Source organism: Lacinutrix sp. Bg11-31, from assembly GCF_002831665.1.
GTDB lineage: Bacteria > Bacteroidota > Bacteroidia > Flavobacteriales > Flavobacteriaceae > Lacinutrix.
Window position 1 is genome coordinate 1,597,024 of record NZ_CP025118.1, and the last position, 15,419, is coordinate 1,612,442.

General features: G+C 32.3%; 14 protein-coding genes. 2 read left to right on the plus strand and 12 right to left on the minus strand.

The genetic code is table 11. The features are described 5' to 3' along the window. Window positions 1-2: 2 nt before the first annotated feature. The 12 genes from coaE to CW733_RS07160 all read right to left on the minus strand — a co-directional run bounded on the left by coaE (window position 3) and on the right by CW733_RS07160 (window position 13,600). Window positions 3-596, minus strand: a complete 594-nt coding sequence (coaE, locus tag CW733_RS07105; protein WP_100996540.1) for a dephospho-CoA kinase — start codon at window positions 594-596, stop codon at window positions 3-5. Beyond that, window positions 593-1,555 carry a CdaR family protein gene (locus CW733_RS07110; protein ID WP_157811555.1) on the minus strand — a complete coding sequence of 321 codons (963 nt, stop codon included), beginning with the start codon at window positions 1,553-1,555 and terminating at the stop codon, window positions 593-595. The genes coaE and CW733_RS07110 overlap by 4 nt, the downstream gene beginning before the upstream one ends. After that, the gene (locus tag CW733_RS07115; protein ID WP_100996542.1) at window positions 1,555-2,562 is read right to left on the minus strand and encodes a glycosyltransferase family 2 protein; all 1,008 of its coding nucleotides are present in this window, start codon (window positions 2,560-2,562) and stop codon (window positions 1,555-1,557) included. The genes CW733_RS07110 and CW733_RS07115 overlap by 1 nt, the downstream gene beginning before the upstream one ends. A gap of 391 nt (window positions 2,563-2,953) precedes the next feature. After that, complete coding sequence (locus tag CW733_RS07120) at window positions 2,954-5,842, minus strand: T9SS type A sorting domain-containing protein (protein WP_100996543.1); 2,889 nt, start codon at window positions 5,840-5,842, stop codon at window positions 2,954-2,956. 229 nt (window positions 5,843-6,071) lie between these two features. Beyond that, entirely contained in the window at window positions 6,072-6,896 is an 825-nt protein-coding gene (locus CW733_RS07125) for an enoyl-ACP reductase (protein WP_100996544.1), read from the minus strand. 155 nt (window positions 6,897-7,051) lie between these two features. Continuing rightward, on the minus strand, window positions 7,052-8,704 hold the full coding sequence (gene recN, locus CW733_RS07130) for a DNA repair protein RecN (RefSeq protein ID WP_100996545.1): 1,653 nt from the start codon (window positions 8,702-8,704) through the stop codon (window positions 7,052-7,054). Between the two features lie 79 nt (window positions 8,705-8,783). Beyond that, entirely contained in the window at window positions 8,784-9,671 is an 888-nt protein-coding gene (locus tag CW733_RS07135) for a DUF4835 family protein (RefSeq protein WP_100996546.1), read from the minus strand. After that, complete coding sequence (gene coaBC, locus CW733_RS07140) at window positions 9,664-10,875, minus strand: bifunctional phosphopantothenoylcysteine decarboxylase/phosphopantothenate--cysteine ligase CoaBC (RefSeq protein WP_100996547.1); 1,212 nt, start codon at window positions 10,873-10,875, stop codon at window positions 9,664-9,666. Before coaBC ends, CW733_RS07135 begins: the two co-directional genes overlap by 8 nt. 5 nt (window positions 10,876-10,880) lie before the next feature. Next, a complete protein-coding gene (locus CW733_RS07145) occupies window positions 10,881-11,210 on the minus strand; it encodes a DNA-directed RNA polymerase subunit omega (protein ID WP_055446514.1) in 330 nt (109 codons plus the stop codon). A gap of 10 nt (window positions 11,211-11,220) precedes the next feature. Then, entirely contained in the window at window positions 11,221-12,021 is an 801-nt protein-coding gene (locus tag CW733_RS07150; RefSeq protein ID WP_100996548.1) for an outer membrane protein assembly factor BamD, read from the minus strand. 167 nt (window positions 12,022-12,188) lie between these two features. Then, window positions 12,189-13,076, minus strand: coding sequence for a 4-hydroxy-tetrahydrodipicolinate synthase (gene dapA / locus CW733_RS07155; RefSeq protein WP_100996549.1), 888 nt, complete (start codon window positions 13,074-13,076; stop codon window positions 12,189-12,191). A gap of 5 nt (window positions 13,077-13,081) precedes the next feature. Next, entirely contained in the window at window positions 13,082-13,600 is a 519-nt protein-coding gene (locus CW733_RS07160) for a hypothetical protein (RefSeq protein WP_100996550.1), read from the minus strand. 70 nt (window positions 13,601-13,670) lie between these two features. Here CW733_RS07160 and CW733_RS07165 point away from each other — a divergent pair, with 70 nt between their 5' ends. Continuing rightward, window positions 13,671-14,432, plus strand: coding sequence for a 5'-nucleotidase C-terminal domain-containing protein (locus CW733_RS07165; RefSeq protein ID WP_100996551.1), 762 nt, complete (start codon window positions 13,671-13,673; stop codon window positions 14,430-14,432). A gap of 9 nt (window positions 14,433-14,441) precedes the next feature. Further along, a complete protein-coding gene (locus tag CW733_RS07170) occupies window positions 14,442-15,359 on the plus strand; it encodes a bifunctional UDP-sugar hydrolase/5'-nucleotidase (RefSeq protein ID WP_100996552.1) in 918 nt (305 codons plus the stop codon). The last annotated feature ends 60 nt before the right edge of the window (window positions 15,360-15,419 follow it).

The following is a 15,419-nucleotide window of genomic DNA, read 5'->3' on the forward strand; positions in this document are numbered from 1 at the left end:
ATTTAAAATTTATTTGCTTTTTTTAAGAGTTTCTTGTGCGTGTTTAAAACCTCTTTTTTTGTAGTATCGAGGTTAGTATTTACAATTACAAAGTCCGAAAGGCTAACTTTTAGTTCATCTTTCCATTGGTTAGCAATAATTGCTTTTACTTTTTCTATGCTTGCATTATCGCGTTTTAAAACGCGTTCTATACGTGTTTTTTCTGGCGCAGTAACTGTAATAATATAATCGTAGTTTTTATAACTTCCATTTTCAAAAAGAATAGCAGCTTCCTTTATAACGTATGGTGCTTCTTGTTTGTTTTTCCATTTTATAAAATGCTTTCCAACTTTTGGGTGCACTATCGCATTCATTTTTTCTAATAAAGCTTTATTATTAAAAATAGCTTTTGCTAAATAAGGTCTATTTAATTTATTGTCTTTATAAGCAACTTCACCAAAAAGCGCAATTAGTTTTCGCTTAAGAACTTTAGAGGTATTCATTAGTTTTTTAGCTTCATCATCTGCTATATATATTGGTATCCCTAAAGCTTCAAATGCTTTAGCAACTGTGGTTTTACCACTTCCTATTCCTCCTGTAAGTCCTACTGTTATCATTCTGAAATTATATATTCTATTTTCTGTTCGTGTAAGCGAAATGTTTTAATAGCTTTTGGAGATTTTATTAATTTAGGTGTTAAATAAGACGATTTGCTATTATGTTCTTTAAAATCGCAAACAACTTCAAAATCGTTTATATCGATAGTGTTATAACTTTCCAAACTTGTATAGTATGATAAATTAATAGTCTTAGGAAAATAATTAACCTTCACATTATTTGGGACATTAATAATATTTATGGGCAAACTAAGAGTGCCTTCAGTAAATTTCTCTGCTTTAATATTAATACTAACTGTTTTAGTTTTTACATTAATTTGAGAATCTAGAGTCTCTAACTTTAACGCTAATTGTGTGCTAAAAGGCTTATTAACGGCATTCCTGTTTAACACTTTGGTTTCAATACTATTAATTTTAGAAAGTAGAGATTCTGGGCCTATTATCTTTATAGAATCTGGTACTGCAACTATAGCATTTAAAACATTATAACCTGGACTATAGCTAATGTTTAAGTTTGGTATAACTGGTATCGTTTTTACAGCATTAATATCTACTTTAAATAAAAGCGTATCTGGATTAATGGTTTTTACAACAATGTCTTTGTTAAACTGGCCATTAATACCTGCATAACCTCTAGACAATGACCACACGTACAGAGAATCGGCTTTTTTAACTTCATTTTTAAAATCAATTTCAACAGAAGGTGTTTTTATATAGTATTTCATCCACTCGAAACCATCTGTTGTCATGGTGAAATTTAATGTATTAGACGAATCGTTAAGCACTATCATTTCGTCAGGAATATTCTTTAACGCTACATTAAACTTAACTGTATTTGTATAACTTGCTGAAAGCCTAGCCAACACCAAAATAAAAAAAGCGAGCATAAAAAAGATTAGAAACACATTAAGTTTCCTACTTCTTAGAAAGTTTTTTATTGTACTTGTGACTAAAGACATTATTTATGTTTAAAAAATAGTTTTGGAAATTGCTGTTCTGGATTTCGGTTTAAAGCACCTATAAAGAATGTAGATTTTAAAAAACCTATACCATAACCAAAAAACTGAATTGTTACTGCTATTAAAGATTGAAACGCTACAACTATATTTTTTGTTTGAAGCAAAGCGGTAATGAATGCAAACCCATAATAACCTAATATAAGATATAATGGCAGCAATACATTAATAAAAGATAATAAAACTGAAAACACAACACTCAAAACAAATACTGTAGGAAACCAATAGGTCACCTTTTTTGTTGATGGATGCCATTTGTTAAGAATAGGCCTTACCATTCCAAATTTATTGACTTGTGTATAAAATTTAGACCACGAAATTCTGCGTTTATGATATACATAAGCACTTTCAAAAAAAGCAGTCTCGAAATCTAAACGCCATAAACGTATGGATAGGTCTGGATCTTCTCCAGGATGAATGCGACCAAAACCTTTAGTAGCTTCAAATGCTTTTTTAGATAAGCCCATGTTAAAACTCCTAGGCTGAAATTTATCGACGCTATTTTTATTACCTCTAATGCCTCCTGTTGTAATAAACGAGGTCATACTAAAATTAATAGCCTTTTGTAAGTTTGAAAATGAAGCACCAGCTGCATCTGGGCCACCAAAACAATCTACGTATTTGGTCTTTAAATTCTTTTCTACTTCGTTTAAGTATTCTTTTGGTAGAATACAATCGCTATCTAAAATAATAAAATAATTACCTTTTGCTTTTTGCATTCCGAAATTTCTAGAAGCTCCTGGACCAGAATTTTCTTTAAAAAAGTATGAAATATTTAATTGCGAATTATAATTGCTCACAATATGTTTTGATGAATCTGTAGAACCATCCTCGACAATAACAATCTCAAATTCTGTTGCACCTTCTAACTTAGTAAAGCTTTGCAAAAGCTCTTCTATTTCGTTAGGACGATTGTAAACAGGAATAATAAATGAAAACGATAATTGCATAACACAAATGTACAGTAATAGCTCTTGAACTTCAAAATAACGGAATGCAATTGTTATTATCTAAATAAAAAAATTACCTATTTAATTTATGTATAGTACAAGTTGCACTTATAACAAACAACTATTAGGTAAATAAACATAAAATATACAAAAAAAACATACTATTATTAAAGCAGCTTCGCGCTTTTAGCAAACCATCCGGTTTTTACTAAAGTAAAAACCACCTTCCTTCAACTGAAGGAAGGAGCTTCTGGTATTAGGCTTTAAAATTTGGTTTTAACTCATTAGTTTTATCTTGAATTTACTCCAATAAAAAAGCCACTCTTTTCAGAGTGGCTTTTAAAAATTTTATGTTGTACTAAAATTTAGTAAAACATTTTATAAGTAATTATTAGTTTTTAATAACTCTTACTGTTTCTACAGTAGATCCAACAGTTACTTGTACAAAGTAAGCTCCAGATTGTAAGTTAGACATATCAACAACTTTAGATACTGCATTTGGTGCAGTTCTAATAACTTCTTGACCTAACATGTTAAATACAGCTACATTAGAAATCGCTTTTTGCGCGTTTAATGTTAATGTATTATTAACTGGGTTTGGATAGTAAGAGAAACCTAAAGTACTATCGAAATCTCTAGTAGATAAAGAACCTTCGTTTAAAGTAATTGCTACTGGTCCTGCAACTTTAGCAATACCTGAATTATAAACTCTTACTAAATAAGTTGTTCCATCTATTAAAACAGGAGTATTTTCTCCAGTTGCTAAACAAGCTATTTCATTAGCTGTTGCACAATCACCTGAATATACTACTACGTGATCTGCATCTGTTGTAAAATTAGCTCCTTCTGTTACCATTGTAGCAGTTGCTACAAATGAGTACCAAATATCTTTATCTCCACCAGTTGCTCCACAAGCACCAGCAGCTACGCCAGAATCTGTTGCATTAGTAGTATCTCCATTAACAAGAGTACCAACTGCTAAAATATGAGGAGCAACAGTAGCTGCTGCACAATCATCATTTGCTGGAGGTGTAGCAGCTAGAGACCATTCAAGAGTAAAAGTTCCAGATCCATTAGAATATGCTGATTGAATCCAATAAGCTGTTTCATCTGCACCTGTACCATTAGCCCATGATTCTATAGTCAAATCTGAATCATCTGTACAAGCCACAGATGTAGTACCTGGACAAGCACCTCCATAACCTAATCTATGTTCAGAATCATAGCTATTAGCTGTCTGACCAATTGTTAACGTATAACCATCTGGCACTAAAATTGAATATACAATATCAGGAGATTCATTATTTGTATTAAAACAATCAAAAGAACCAAAATCATTATTTGCATTAACTGTAGATGCAGATAATGGACTCATTTGAGTACCTAAATCTATAACACCAGCACAAGTATCATTTGCTGGTGGGCAAGTATTAGTAAAAGTACCTAAATTAATATCACAAGTAGGATCTGTACCGTTTTCTAAAACTAAAGTTACAGAAGATGCGTCTGCATAAGGACCAACTGTCACTATTCCTAAAGCAGTAGCTGCATACGTAGTAGTACCATCGTTAATTTGAGATGTACCATCTCCTAAACCTGTAATATCTACATCTACAGAAAACTGAGCATTATCACAATCTGTAACTAAAGTAGCTGTTCCTGTTGGAGCAGTACAAGCAACTGCAATAATATTTACATCTACGTCCATTGTTACATGCCAAGTAGACATATTACAAGCTGTTGCTTGAGCAGGAGTATCATCTGAAGAAATACGCATTCTGTGTGTTCCTAATACTGCTGCTGCTGGCATAGTAAAAGAAGCATCGAAAGTAGTAGGCGAATCACTTGCAGTTAAACCATCCATAAAAACTTGCTCTGAAACTTCAAACGTAAAGTTATCATTAAAATCTATCCAAATATTTACACCATAATCATAACCAGTATCGTACGTTATTTGTACGTTTGATGTGGTTCCTTGACCTAAATCTACGGGTGCACCAGTAAAATCTTCATATCCTAATGTTCCACCACTAGCGAAATCTGTAGATCCAACTTGTAAATTTGTTATACCAGTACCATCTACACTAGTAGTATCAGAATCACAATAGCAACCTGTTGCAAAAGTAATAAAAGAACCTTCAGCACATCCTGTAGATGTTCCAGCTGTATTCACTGCATTAACTGTATAGAAATAATCTGTTGCTGCCATTGACGCAAAATCGTATGTTAATGCAGTACCTACATCAACGTTATCTGCAATATCAGTTGCTCCTGTACTTGTTCCTACAGTAACTGTATAAGAATCTGCTCCTGCGATTGCAACCCATGATATATTAGAATCATAATTACCACAAGCAGCATCTGGTGTAGCAGTAACTACTGGACACATTGGTGCAGAAGCTGCTGTAAATGTAGCTTCTGTACAACCAGTAGCATCTCCATTTGCGTTATAAGGTGTAATTGTTGCAAAATATGTAGTACCAGCAGTTAATGTAACTGCATATGTTAAATCTGTTCCAACATCTACAGCATTTGCTATATCAGTTGCTCCAGTAGAAGTACCCATAGTTACTTTATAACCTGTTGCTGAACCTGTTGCAGCACTCCAAGCTAAACCTGCAGTTAAATCTGCATTCATTTCTCCATCTGTAGGAGTCGTTAATGTAGCATCACAATTTGGTGGTAATGCAGCAACTAAACCATTAAAGATTATTGTAGGACTAAAAGAATAAGTTCCACTAGCTGTTGGAGGTGCAGCTGGGTCTGGATTAGTATTATCGTTTCTGTAGGTAATACTTCTTACCTCAGGTGTTGCAGAATTCCAAAAATCATCTCCGGAACTATCATAACCAGCGTTGTTTTCGTCAAAACCAATTAATAAGTTATCTGTTCCGTTATAAGCAAATGGAGTATCTAAAGTTAAAGTTACCCATCCTGGTCCTGCAGAAACATCAATTCCTCCAGTGTAAGAAGCAGTTAATCCTGCTACAGGCTCCCAATCAGATCCATCCGCAAAATTTGTTCTTGTTGTGTGACCGATATAAATAGTTAAATCTTGACTATTTGGTAAAGCTGATGTTCCACTAAAGTAGTATTGCAATCCTGTAATAGTTCCTGAAGAATTAATCTGCGAAGCAGTGTATATACTTTGACTGTAAGAATATCCATAATAAGCTTCAAATGGCATATTTTGAGCTTCATTGGTTCCAACTCCTACTTGCAATTGAGCAAAAGAGAATGAGGCACAAAACATTAAAAGTAATAAAGTAATTTTCTTCATATTAAAAGGTTTTAGTTAAAGGTTAATTATCCTCCTAAAGTATTGATAATATGTTATACATTATATTAAAAAAACAACAAATCGTTAATGTGCTGTTTTTTCACGATTAAAGTTGATTCACTAGTAACTATTCTATAAAAATTCAAGAACAAACTAACAGTCATTTTATTATAATCAAAAAAAGCCACACAAATAAATTTGGGTGGCTTTTTAAATAAATTAAAAACAATTATTTCTCCTGTCCTTCCACAAAAGCTTCCATAACAGCATCACTTACTCCCATATTACTAAAACCTCCATCGTTATAAAGGTTTTGTAAAGTAACACGTCTTGTTAAATCGCTAAATAAAGTTATTGTATAATTAGCACAATCCATTGCAGTAGCATTCCCTAAAGGCGACATTTTTTCGGCGTAAGCTATAAAACCATCAAAACCTTTTACACCTGTTCCTGCTGTTGTTGGTGTTGGTGATTGCGAAATGGTATTAACTCTTACTTTTTTATCTCTTCCAAAGAAATAACCAAAACTACGCGCTATACTTTCTAAATAGGCTTTGTTGTCTGCCATATCGTTATAATCTGGAAAAACACGTTGTGCAGCCATATAGGTTAAAGCTACTATACTTCCCCATTCGTTCATTGCGTCTTGCTTGTACAACGTTTGCATAACCTTATGAAAAGACATTGCAGATACGTCTGTTCCTTTTTGGGTCCAGGCATAATTTTGGTCTGTATAATGTTTTCCTTTTCTTACATTTATAGACATACCTATAGAGTGTAAAACGAAATCTATTTTACCGCCTAAAATTTCCATAGATTGCGCTATTAGATTTTGTATATCTTCTTCGCTAGTTGCATCTGCAGGAATAATTTGAGAACCTGTTATTTTTGCTAATTCATCTATTTGTCCCATTCGCATTGCAACTGGTGCATTAGTAAGTACAAATGTTCCGCCTTCCTCATGAACGCGTACTGCAGTTTTCCAGGCTATAGAGTTTTCGTCTAATGCTCCAAATATAATTCCTTTTTTTCCTTTTAATAAATTGTATGACATGCTATTATTTGTTTAGTGGTTAGTTATGTATTATGTATCCTAAGATGCTATAAAATAGATTTAATTATTGAAAATAGGGTTTCATGAATTAAAAAAGCCATGCTATTTTTTAATAGCTACAAAAACGCGCTTCGATAGGTTATTCTTAGCAAATATTAATTCAATAACTCTTTCGCATGCGCCAAAGCAGAACTTGAAACTTCTATTCCTCCAAGCATTTGTGCTATTTCTACTATACGCTCATCATGATTAAGTTTTACAAGATTGGTAGTTGTAACCTCATTTACATCTTCTTTATACACTTTAAAATGCGTGTGCCCTTTCGCTGCAATTTGTGGTAAATGTGTGATACTAAACACTTGCATTGTTGTACTCATTCCAGCCATAATATCTGCCATTTTATTCGATATTTCTCCAGACACACCAGTATCTATCTCATCGAACATAATAGTTGGTAACTTAATGTATTGGGTAAGAATAGATTTTATTGCTAACATAATACGTGATAACTCTCCTCCAGAAGCTGCCTTTTTTAAAGGTTTAAAATCGCCTCCTTTATTTGCCGAAAACAGAAAACATAAATCTTCCTTTCCGTTAGCATAATAAGTATCTGTAATTATTAACTCGATATTAAACTGTGCATTTGGCATTCCTAACTGTACCAAAATAGCTTCTAATTTCTTTTTTAAAGAAGGAATTGCTTTCTTTCTTTTATTATGAATAACTAATGCCACAGCATCTAAATCTTGTTTTACTTTTAAGATTTCAGATTTCTTTTTATCGATGTCTGCTTCTACATTTTCGGTTGCCGATACTTTATCCGAAAGTTCCATATCTATAGTAATCAACTCTTCTATTGAGTTTACCACATGTTTTTGAAACAGGTTATTTAGTGTTGCTAACCTGCTATTTACTTCGGCTAACCTATTTGGATCTGCTTCTAAGTCGTCTTGAAATACTTCGAGCTCACTAAATACATCGTCTAATTCTATTAAACTGCTGTTTGCACGATTATAAAGGTCTTCGTATTTATTTGAAAAAACCGATAACTGTTTAAGCGTATTTTTTAATTCGGTTAAACTAGATAATACACCTATTTGCTCTTCGCTTAATAACTGAGTTGAAGCTGTTAGTTTTTCTTGAATAGCATCTATATTACTTAATGTCTCAAGTTCTTCTTCTAAAGTTTCTAGTTCTCCTGTCTTTAGTTTGGCTTGGGTTAATTCATTTAGCAAAAAAGAATTATAATCGTGTTCTTTTATAGCTTCGGTTTGAAAAGCAACAAGTTGATCTAACTCCTTGTTTAGCTTTTTATATTCTAATCGTTTTTGAGAATACTCTTGAATGCCCTCTTGCGTATTCGCTAAAGCATCAATAACTTGAAATTGAAAAGCATCATCTACCAACTGAAGTGTTTCGTGTTGCGAATGAATATCGATTAAGCGTGCTCCTAAAAGCTGTAAACTTGACAGTTTTACTGGAGAATCGTTTACAAAAGCTCTAGATTTTCCGCTTGGCAGAATCTCACGTCTAATAATAGTTTGTGGTTCGAAATCTAAATCTTCGGCTTTAAAAAGGCTTTCTAATTTGTAGTTAGTGACATCAAAATTAGCTTCAATAATGCATTTTGTTTCTTTATCACGAAGACTATTTAAGTCTGCTCGTTTTCCTAATATTAAAGAGAGTCCTCCTAATAATATAGATTTCCCTGCTCCTGTTTCTCCTGTAATTATAGTAAACCCATTATTAAAACCAACTTGTAAGTGGTCGATTAACGCGTAGTTTTTAATGGATAACGAAGTTAACATGGTGTGTTTGGTATTTAGTACTCAGTATTAAGTACTCGGTATTCAATAAGTGGTTGTATATTAAATAAAATAAATTTATTTAATACTTAATATTCCTCCATTTACTGGCATGCGTTGGTGCTATTCTATTTAATAAGTCTACTAAACTAGTAATATCTACATTTGGACCAGCAGAAAAAATCTGCTCAATTTCTTCGGCTTTAGCATCAAAAAACACACGCGCTAAATAAGAGTTTGGTCTGTTCGCATTCATTTTTCTAAAGTAAGCAAGCGCTAAAGCTATTTCGTTTTTAGCGTCTTTATTGCTTGTACTCATAATGTCCATACCTTTTCTATGGTAATTATACATTACGGTTCTAAAGTCGCTAAATGTTGGAGATAAAACATTATCGATAAGCGCAAACTTACTTTGTAACCCATCTTCTAATTTCCAACCTTTATAGTTTTCTTGCTGAGAGTAATTTACAATACGTTGTGCTTGTTTAAAATAAGTGTTTCCACCTTCTATTGCAAAAGATTCTGCATCTAAACCCAACACCATATTGATATGAAATGCTAATACAGATACAAGGTTAGATTCGTATTGGTTTTCGTTGTAAGTTAAATTTTGAAATTCTAAATATCTAAAAGAAAAATCTTTATCGTTTATATTATAAATAGGCGTTGTGTATGTAGAACCAAACACTGGTCTAGACGATTGCACTTGTACTGAGCCTTCAAAACTCTCACCATTTTGCTCGGTAATATTAATTACAATATTACAATCTATACGCTCTTGAGGCTTAAATTTTCTTTTAGTCCACTGTGTTTTGTTTACAAACTCTGTTAATTGTTTCTCTAAGGTTTTAAAAACCTGAATATTCTCGTTACCAGTTAACTGTGCATTTACAACCACATTACAATTAAGCTCTTGAGAGAACCCAAGACTTGTTGTAAAAAAGACTAAAAGTATAAGTAGATTACGCATTTAATTTTTGTGTTATAACACTTAGTATATCTATTGCCACTTCTGCTTTAGATTTTAATTGATAAGCGTTTATGTTGTTTTTATTATCGATAAGGGTTACTTTATTAGTGTCTGTTTTAAAACCTGCACCTTTATCTTTTAACGAATTTAAAACAATTAAGTCTAAATTCTTCTTTTTTAGTTTGCCTTTTGCATATTCCAATTCATTATCTGTTTCCAATGCAAAACCAACTAAAAGTTGATTTGTTTTTATAGCTCCTAATGAGGCTAAAATATCTTTTGTTTTCTCTAACTCTAGTGTTAACGTTTCACCTTTCTTTTTTATTTTACTCTTAGATATTTCTTTTGGTCTGTAATCTGCAACTGCTGCAGAAAGTATGGCAACATCAACAGTACTAAAATACTCGTGAGAAGCAACGTACATGTCTTGCGCACTAATAACAGGTATAACTTGTATTAAACTGTGCTTTATTTTTTGGTGTGTAGGGCCAGTAATTAAAATAACCTCAGCTCCTAAATTAGCTGATGCTTTTGCTATTTCAAAACCCATTTTACCACTAGAGTGATTTCCAATAAACCGTACTGGATCTAAAGCTTCATAAGTAGGACCAGCTGTAATAAGAACCTTTTTACCTTTTAAAGGTAGGTTTTTTAAAATATCTGCTTCCATAAAAGCAACTATATCTTCTGGTTCTGCAAGGCGACCTTGCCCAACCAAACCACTAGCTAGTTCTCCAGAAGTTGCAGGAATCATAATATTCCCAAAACTTTCTAGTTTAGCAAAAGTGTTTTTTGTTGAAGGATGAATATACATATCTAAATCCATTGCAGGTGCAAAATACACTGGACATTTAGCAGATAAATAAGTTGCTAGCAACAAATTATCGCAAGTGCCATTTGCCATTTTAGACAAGGTATTTGCAGTGGCAGGAGCAACTAAAAAATAGTCTGCCCAAAGGCCTAACTCTACATGGTTGTTCCATTCTGCATTTTCATCGTCTTTATTATAAAACGAAGAATGCACAGGATTTTTAGATAGTGTGGAAAGTGTAAGAGGTGTTACAAAGTCTTTAGAAGCAGGCGTCATTACAACTTTTACGTTTGCACCTGCTTTTATAAACACTCTTACTAATGTGGCTGTTTTATAAGCAGCAATACCAGCACTAATGCCTAAAAGTATATTTTTGCCGCTTAAAATAGACATAGTAATTAGTCTTGGTTTTCTTCTTCTGTACTTCTATGGTAAACTTTACCATCTAACCATTCTTTAACTGCTAAAGCATGTGGCTTAGGTAGTTTTTCGTAGAATTTAGAGACTTCAATTTGCTCTTTGTTTTCAAAGATTTCTTCTAAAGAATCGTTATAAGTTGCAAACTCCTCCAACTTTTCGATTAATTCCTTTTTAATTTCAGAATTAATTTGCTCTGCTCTTTTTGCAATTATTGAAATTGCTTCGTAGATGTTTTCTGTTGGTGCATCAACTTTATTTCTATCGTAAGTTGTTGTACTTAAAGGAGCATCGATTTTTTTTAAATCCATAGTTGTTATATTAACTTTTTGTATTGTACTGTTCTAATTGTTTTAAAGCATCTTCATACTTTGTTGTAGCATCTTCTAAATACTCTGAAGTAGCATATCCTCTTTTAAAGGTATTGTAATTTGTTATTGTAGCTTCTAAACGTGCTTTCTTTTTATACTCAACACTTTTTGTTGCCAATTGATAAGCAGAATCGAATTTAAGATATAAAGCTTCCTCACGAAGTGAAGATCCTGGGAAATCAATTATAAAATTATCTATTGAAGAAACTGATGCTTTAAAATCTGAAATCCTATTGTATTGCTTTGCAGTTTCGAATGCTTTTTTCTCTAACTTATAACTTAATTCTTTTACTAAAGCGTTTACTTCTGTAGCATTTGTAGATTCTGGATATACATTAATGTATTCCTGTAATTTTTCTAGTGCTGTAAAAGTATCTTCTTGATCTTTAGAATAAACAGGCGAAAGTTGATAATAACTTTTAGCTGCTTTAAAAAGAGCTTCTTCTTTTTTAGAACTTTTTGGATAAGCAGAAACAAAACGCTCAAAATGATAACCAGAAACATAAAATTGTTCCATTTGATAAGAGGCATCTGCATTTAGATACATTAATCTTTCGGCTTGAGGTTTACCTCTGTATTGAGGAATTGCTTGCTCGAACAAACGATTCGCTTTAGAAAATTTTCCTGCATTATACAGCTCTTCTCCTACTTTATATTTTGTAGCGGCATCTTCAGACTTTAGCGCCTTTTGAAATTCGTTACAAGACGTAAATGTTAAGACTAATAATAGTAAATAAAATATGTTTTTCATCAGGTCTTTTTAATGTTTTTTCATCTGTTTTAATGGAATTCGCTAAAGCTCATTTCATAGATTTTCAAACAAGATGCAAAAATACGCTATTAATATGGATTTTAAAAATATAATTTCTGTGCTAAAATAAGAGTTGAAATTAAGCTACCACGCGCTTTAAGTAATATTTAACGATTATTAAATTGTGCTAAAAAGTTTTTTATCTTGAGTTTTAATTCATCGGTTGCAACTACAAGTGGCAAACGCACAGTATCATTACACAAATCTAAAGCTTGTAAAACAGCTTTAATTCCTGCTGGATTGTTTTCAGAAAAAATAAGACTTGTTATCTCCATTAAAGCAAAATGAAGTTTATAAGCTTCCTTTGCTTCTCCTGCTCTACCAAGTGATATCATTTTAGAAAATGCTTTTGGTAATGCTTGTCCAATTACAGAAATCACACCATCTCCTCCTGCAAGAGCAACACTTAATGCTAAATCATCGTCTCCAGAAATCACTCCAAAACCTTCTGGTTTATCTTTTAGTAAGTGCAAATATTGTGCAACATTGTTTCCTGCTTCTTTTACTGCTACTATGTTTTCGAAATCGTTAGCCAATCTTAAGGTTGTTTCTGGCAACATATTAGAAGCTGTTCTTCCTGGAACATTATATAAAATAATTGGCACAGGACATACATTAGAAATTGCTTTAAAATGCTGATAAATCCCTTCTTGTGTTGGCTTACTATAATATGGAGAAACAGATAGAATTCCTGCAAGTTCAGAAAAATCTGTAGCCTCTATTTCTTTTATTACTTCTGCTGTATTATTTCCACCAATACCTAAAACCAATGGTAGTCTGCCATTATTAGCTTTACTAATTGTAGCAATACACGCTTGTTTTTCTTGCTTAGTAATGGTTACACTTTCTCCTGTGGTACCATTAATTACAATATAATTTGTGCCATTATTAATATTGAATTCTACAATATTAGCTAAGGCTTCATGATCGACTTCTCCTTTGGTTGTAAATGGTGTTACTATTGCGATTCCTGTTCCTAAAAAAGGGTTTTTCATTTTAACTATATTTTATTTAGAATATTGAGATATTTTTTTAATTCTGAAGTAAATGTTTTAAAATCATTTATTTCGGTTTTAATTATTAAGTCGTTTATACGTTCATCAGTTTCTAAAATTCCAACTTTAAACTTAGATTTAGATGCAACCGTTAATAGCTTTAAAGGTGTTGTTTCTTTTTTATAATAACTAATTAAGAGATCGAACTCTGTATTTAAAAACTGTTTTAATGCAGCTTCTTTAATAGTACCTTTCCACCCTAAATGCTTCAATGTATAGGTTGGACTATAAGCTTTCTCTTCTTTTTTTACTTGAGGCTTAAAAGCTATTATTTCTATGTTTTCTTTCTTAGTATTTAATTCTTCAGCTAAAGCATTAAAAATAGGAACATTAGTTAACTCTTCAGCATTAAAAATAACTCCAATACGTTTTGTTTTAGTATTAGACTGTGAAACAACTCTCATTTTTAACTGAGAATTAATATAGTTTTTATTAGATTTTTCTTTAAATCCTTTTAAAATCATTTATATTTATGCTTTGTACAAAAGTAGGAAAACCAACCAAATGTTTTCTATAAAATTCTAAGTATTACACATGAAAAAATACCACTTATTAATTTCAATTTGCTTTCTTATATGTATATCCTCTTGTAAGCAAGAGCCACCTACACTTTTTAAGATTGAAGGTAAACAAATTGGCATAAAAGACAGTCTTGAAATAGACCAAGATTTTGATGCAATAATTTCTCCATATCGAGATAGATTAGAAGAAGATATGCATGCTGTGTTATCTTACGCTCCAGAAACTTACAGCAAATCTGACGGACATTTAAATACAGCTATTGGAAACCTTATGGCAGACGTTGTTTTTAAAGAAGGTGATTATGTTTTTAACAAAAGGACTAACAAACATATTGATGCTGTAATATTAAATCATGGAGGTATTCGCTCGATAATTTCTAAAGGAGATATTACTACAGAAACGGCTTTTCAAGTGATGCCTTTTGAAAACAGTATTGTAGTTATTGCATTAAAAGGACAGCAAATGGATAGTATGATGCAGTATTTAAGCTATGCAAAAAGAGCGCATCCTGTACAAGGTATACAGCTTACTTTAGACAAAGACTATAAAATTTCTAAAGCTTTAATTGGAGGAAAACCTATTGTAAAAGATAAAACATACTATGTAGCGACTAATGATTACTTATACGATGGTGGAGATGGAATGCGCTTTTTTAAGCCTAATGATTCGGTTTACCATCTAGACTATAAAATTAGAAATGCTATGATTGATTACTTTAAAAAAGTAGATACCATAAACCCGAAGATTGATAATCGCTTTACCCAAACTAAATAATAAAACAAAATGAAACGTAGAACATTTATACAACAATCGTCTGCTGCAACAGCCTTGGTTACTCTTGGCGGATTTGGGTTTCAGTCATGCAATGCAACTGTAAAAACTAAAAAAATAACCATATTACATACTAACGATGTACACAGTCATATAGATCCTTTTGGTCCTGATGATGCTAGAAATGCTAATCAAGGTGGTGTTGCAAGACGCGCTACTCTAGTTGAGGCCATTAGAAATGAAAACCCAAACACTTTACTACTTGATGCTGGTGATATTTTTCAAGGTACGCCATATTTTAACTATTATGGCGGTGAGCTTGAATTTAAGCTTATGTCTAAAATGAAATACGATGCTGCCACTATTGGTAATCATGATTTCGATAATGGCATTGATGGTTTATACGCACAGTTACCACATGCAAGCTTTCAGTTTTTATCTGCCAATTACGATTTTAAAAACACAGTAATGGACACTCATGTTAAACCTTATCATGTGTTTATAAAAGACGGAATTAAAGTTGGCGTTTTTGGAGTTGGCATTAAACTGGATGGCTTAGTTAACAAAAGCATGTACAAGGAAACAGACTATTTAGATCCTATTGAAATTGCTACAGATATGTCTAGAGTTCTTAAAGAAGAAGAACATTGCGACCTAATAATATGCTTGTCACATTTAGGTTACTACTATTCAAAAAACCCAGATAAAGTGTGTGATCTTACACTTGCTAAAGCGACTAAAAATATAGACTTAATTATTGGAGGCCATACACATACTTTTTTACCAAAACCGACTGTTGCCCAAAATAGCGAAGGCAAAAACGTATTGGTAAACCAAGTGGGTTGCTATGGTATTAATTTAGGTAAAATCGATTTTTATTTTGATGCCGAAAAGAACAAAACTGCAGATGGCACTTCTATAATAGTGTAATACAAAACTATATATTGCGACCAAAGCTATTAGTATTATGAAAACCAAAATACTACTAGG

Coding starts and splice junctions, on each gene's coding strand:
- CW733_RS07165 (WP_100996551.1), top strand. CDS start 13,671: ATGAAAAAATACCACTTATTAATTTCAATTTGCTTTCTTATATGTATA.
- recN (WP_100996545.1), bottom strand. CDS start 8,704: ATGTTAACTTCGTTATCCATTAAAAACTACGCGTTAATCGACCACTTA.
- CW733_RS07145 (WP_055446514.1), bottom strand. CDS start 11,210: ATGGATTTAAAAAAAATCGATGCTCCTTTAAGTACAACAACTTACGAT.
- coaE (WP_100996540.1), bottom strand. CDS start 596: ATGATAACAGTAGGACTTACAGGAGGAATAGGAAGTGGTAAAACCACA.
- CW733_RS07150 (WP_100996548.1), bottom strand. CDS start 12,021: ATGAAAAACATATTTTATTTACTATTATTAGTCTTAACATTTACGTCT.
- CW733_RS07115 (WP_100996542.1), bottom strand. CDS start 2,562: ATGCAATTATCGTTTTCATTTATTATTCCTGTTTACAATCGTCCTAAC.
- CW733_RS07125 (WP_100996544.1), bottom strand. CDS start 6,896: ATGTCATACAATTTATTAAAAGGAAAAAAAGGAATTATATTTGGAGCA.
- CW733_RS07160 (WP_100996550.1), bottom strand. CDS start 13,600: ATGATTTTAAAAGGATTTAAAGAAAAATCTAATAAAAACTATATTAAT.
- CW733_RS07170 (WP_100996552.1), top strand. CDS start 14,442: ATGAAACGTAGAACATTTATACAACAATCGTCTGCTGCAACAGCCTTG.
- CW733_RS07135 (WP_100996546.1), bottom strand. CDS start 9,671: ATGCGTAATCTACTTATACTTTTAGTCTTTTTTACAACAAGTCTTGGG.
- CW733_RS07120 (WP_100996543.1), bottom strand. CDS start 5,842: ATGAAGAAAATTACTTTATTACTTTTAATGTTTTGTGCCTCATTCTCT.
- CW733_RS07110 (WP_157811555.1), bottom strand. CDS start 1,555: ATGTCTTTAGTCACAAGTACAATAAAAAACTTTCTAAGAAGTAGGAAA.
- dapA (WP_100996549.1), bottom strand. CDS start 13,076: ATGAAAAACCCTTTTTTAGGAACAGGAATCGCAATAGTAACACCATTT.
- coaBC (WP_100996547.1), bottom strand. CDS start 10,875: ATGTCTATTTTAAGCGGCAAAAATATACTTTTAGGCATTAGTGCTGGT.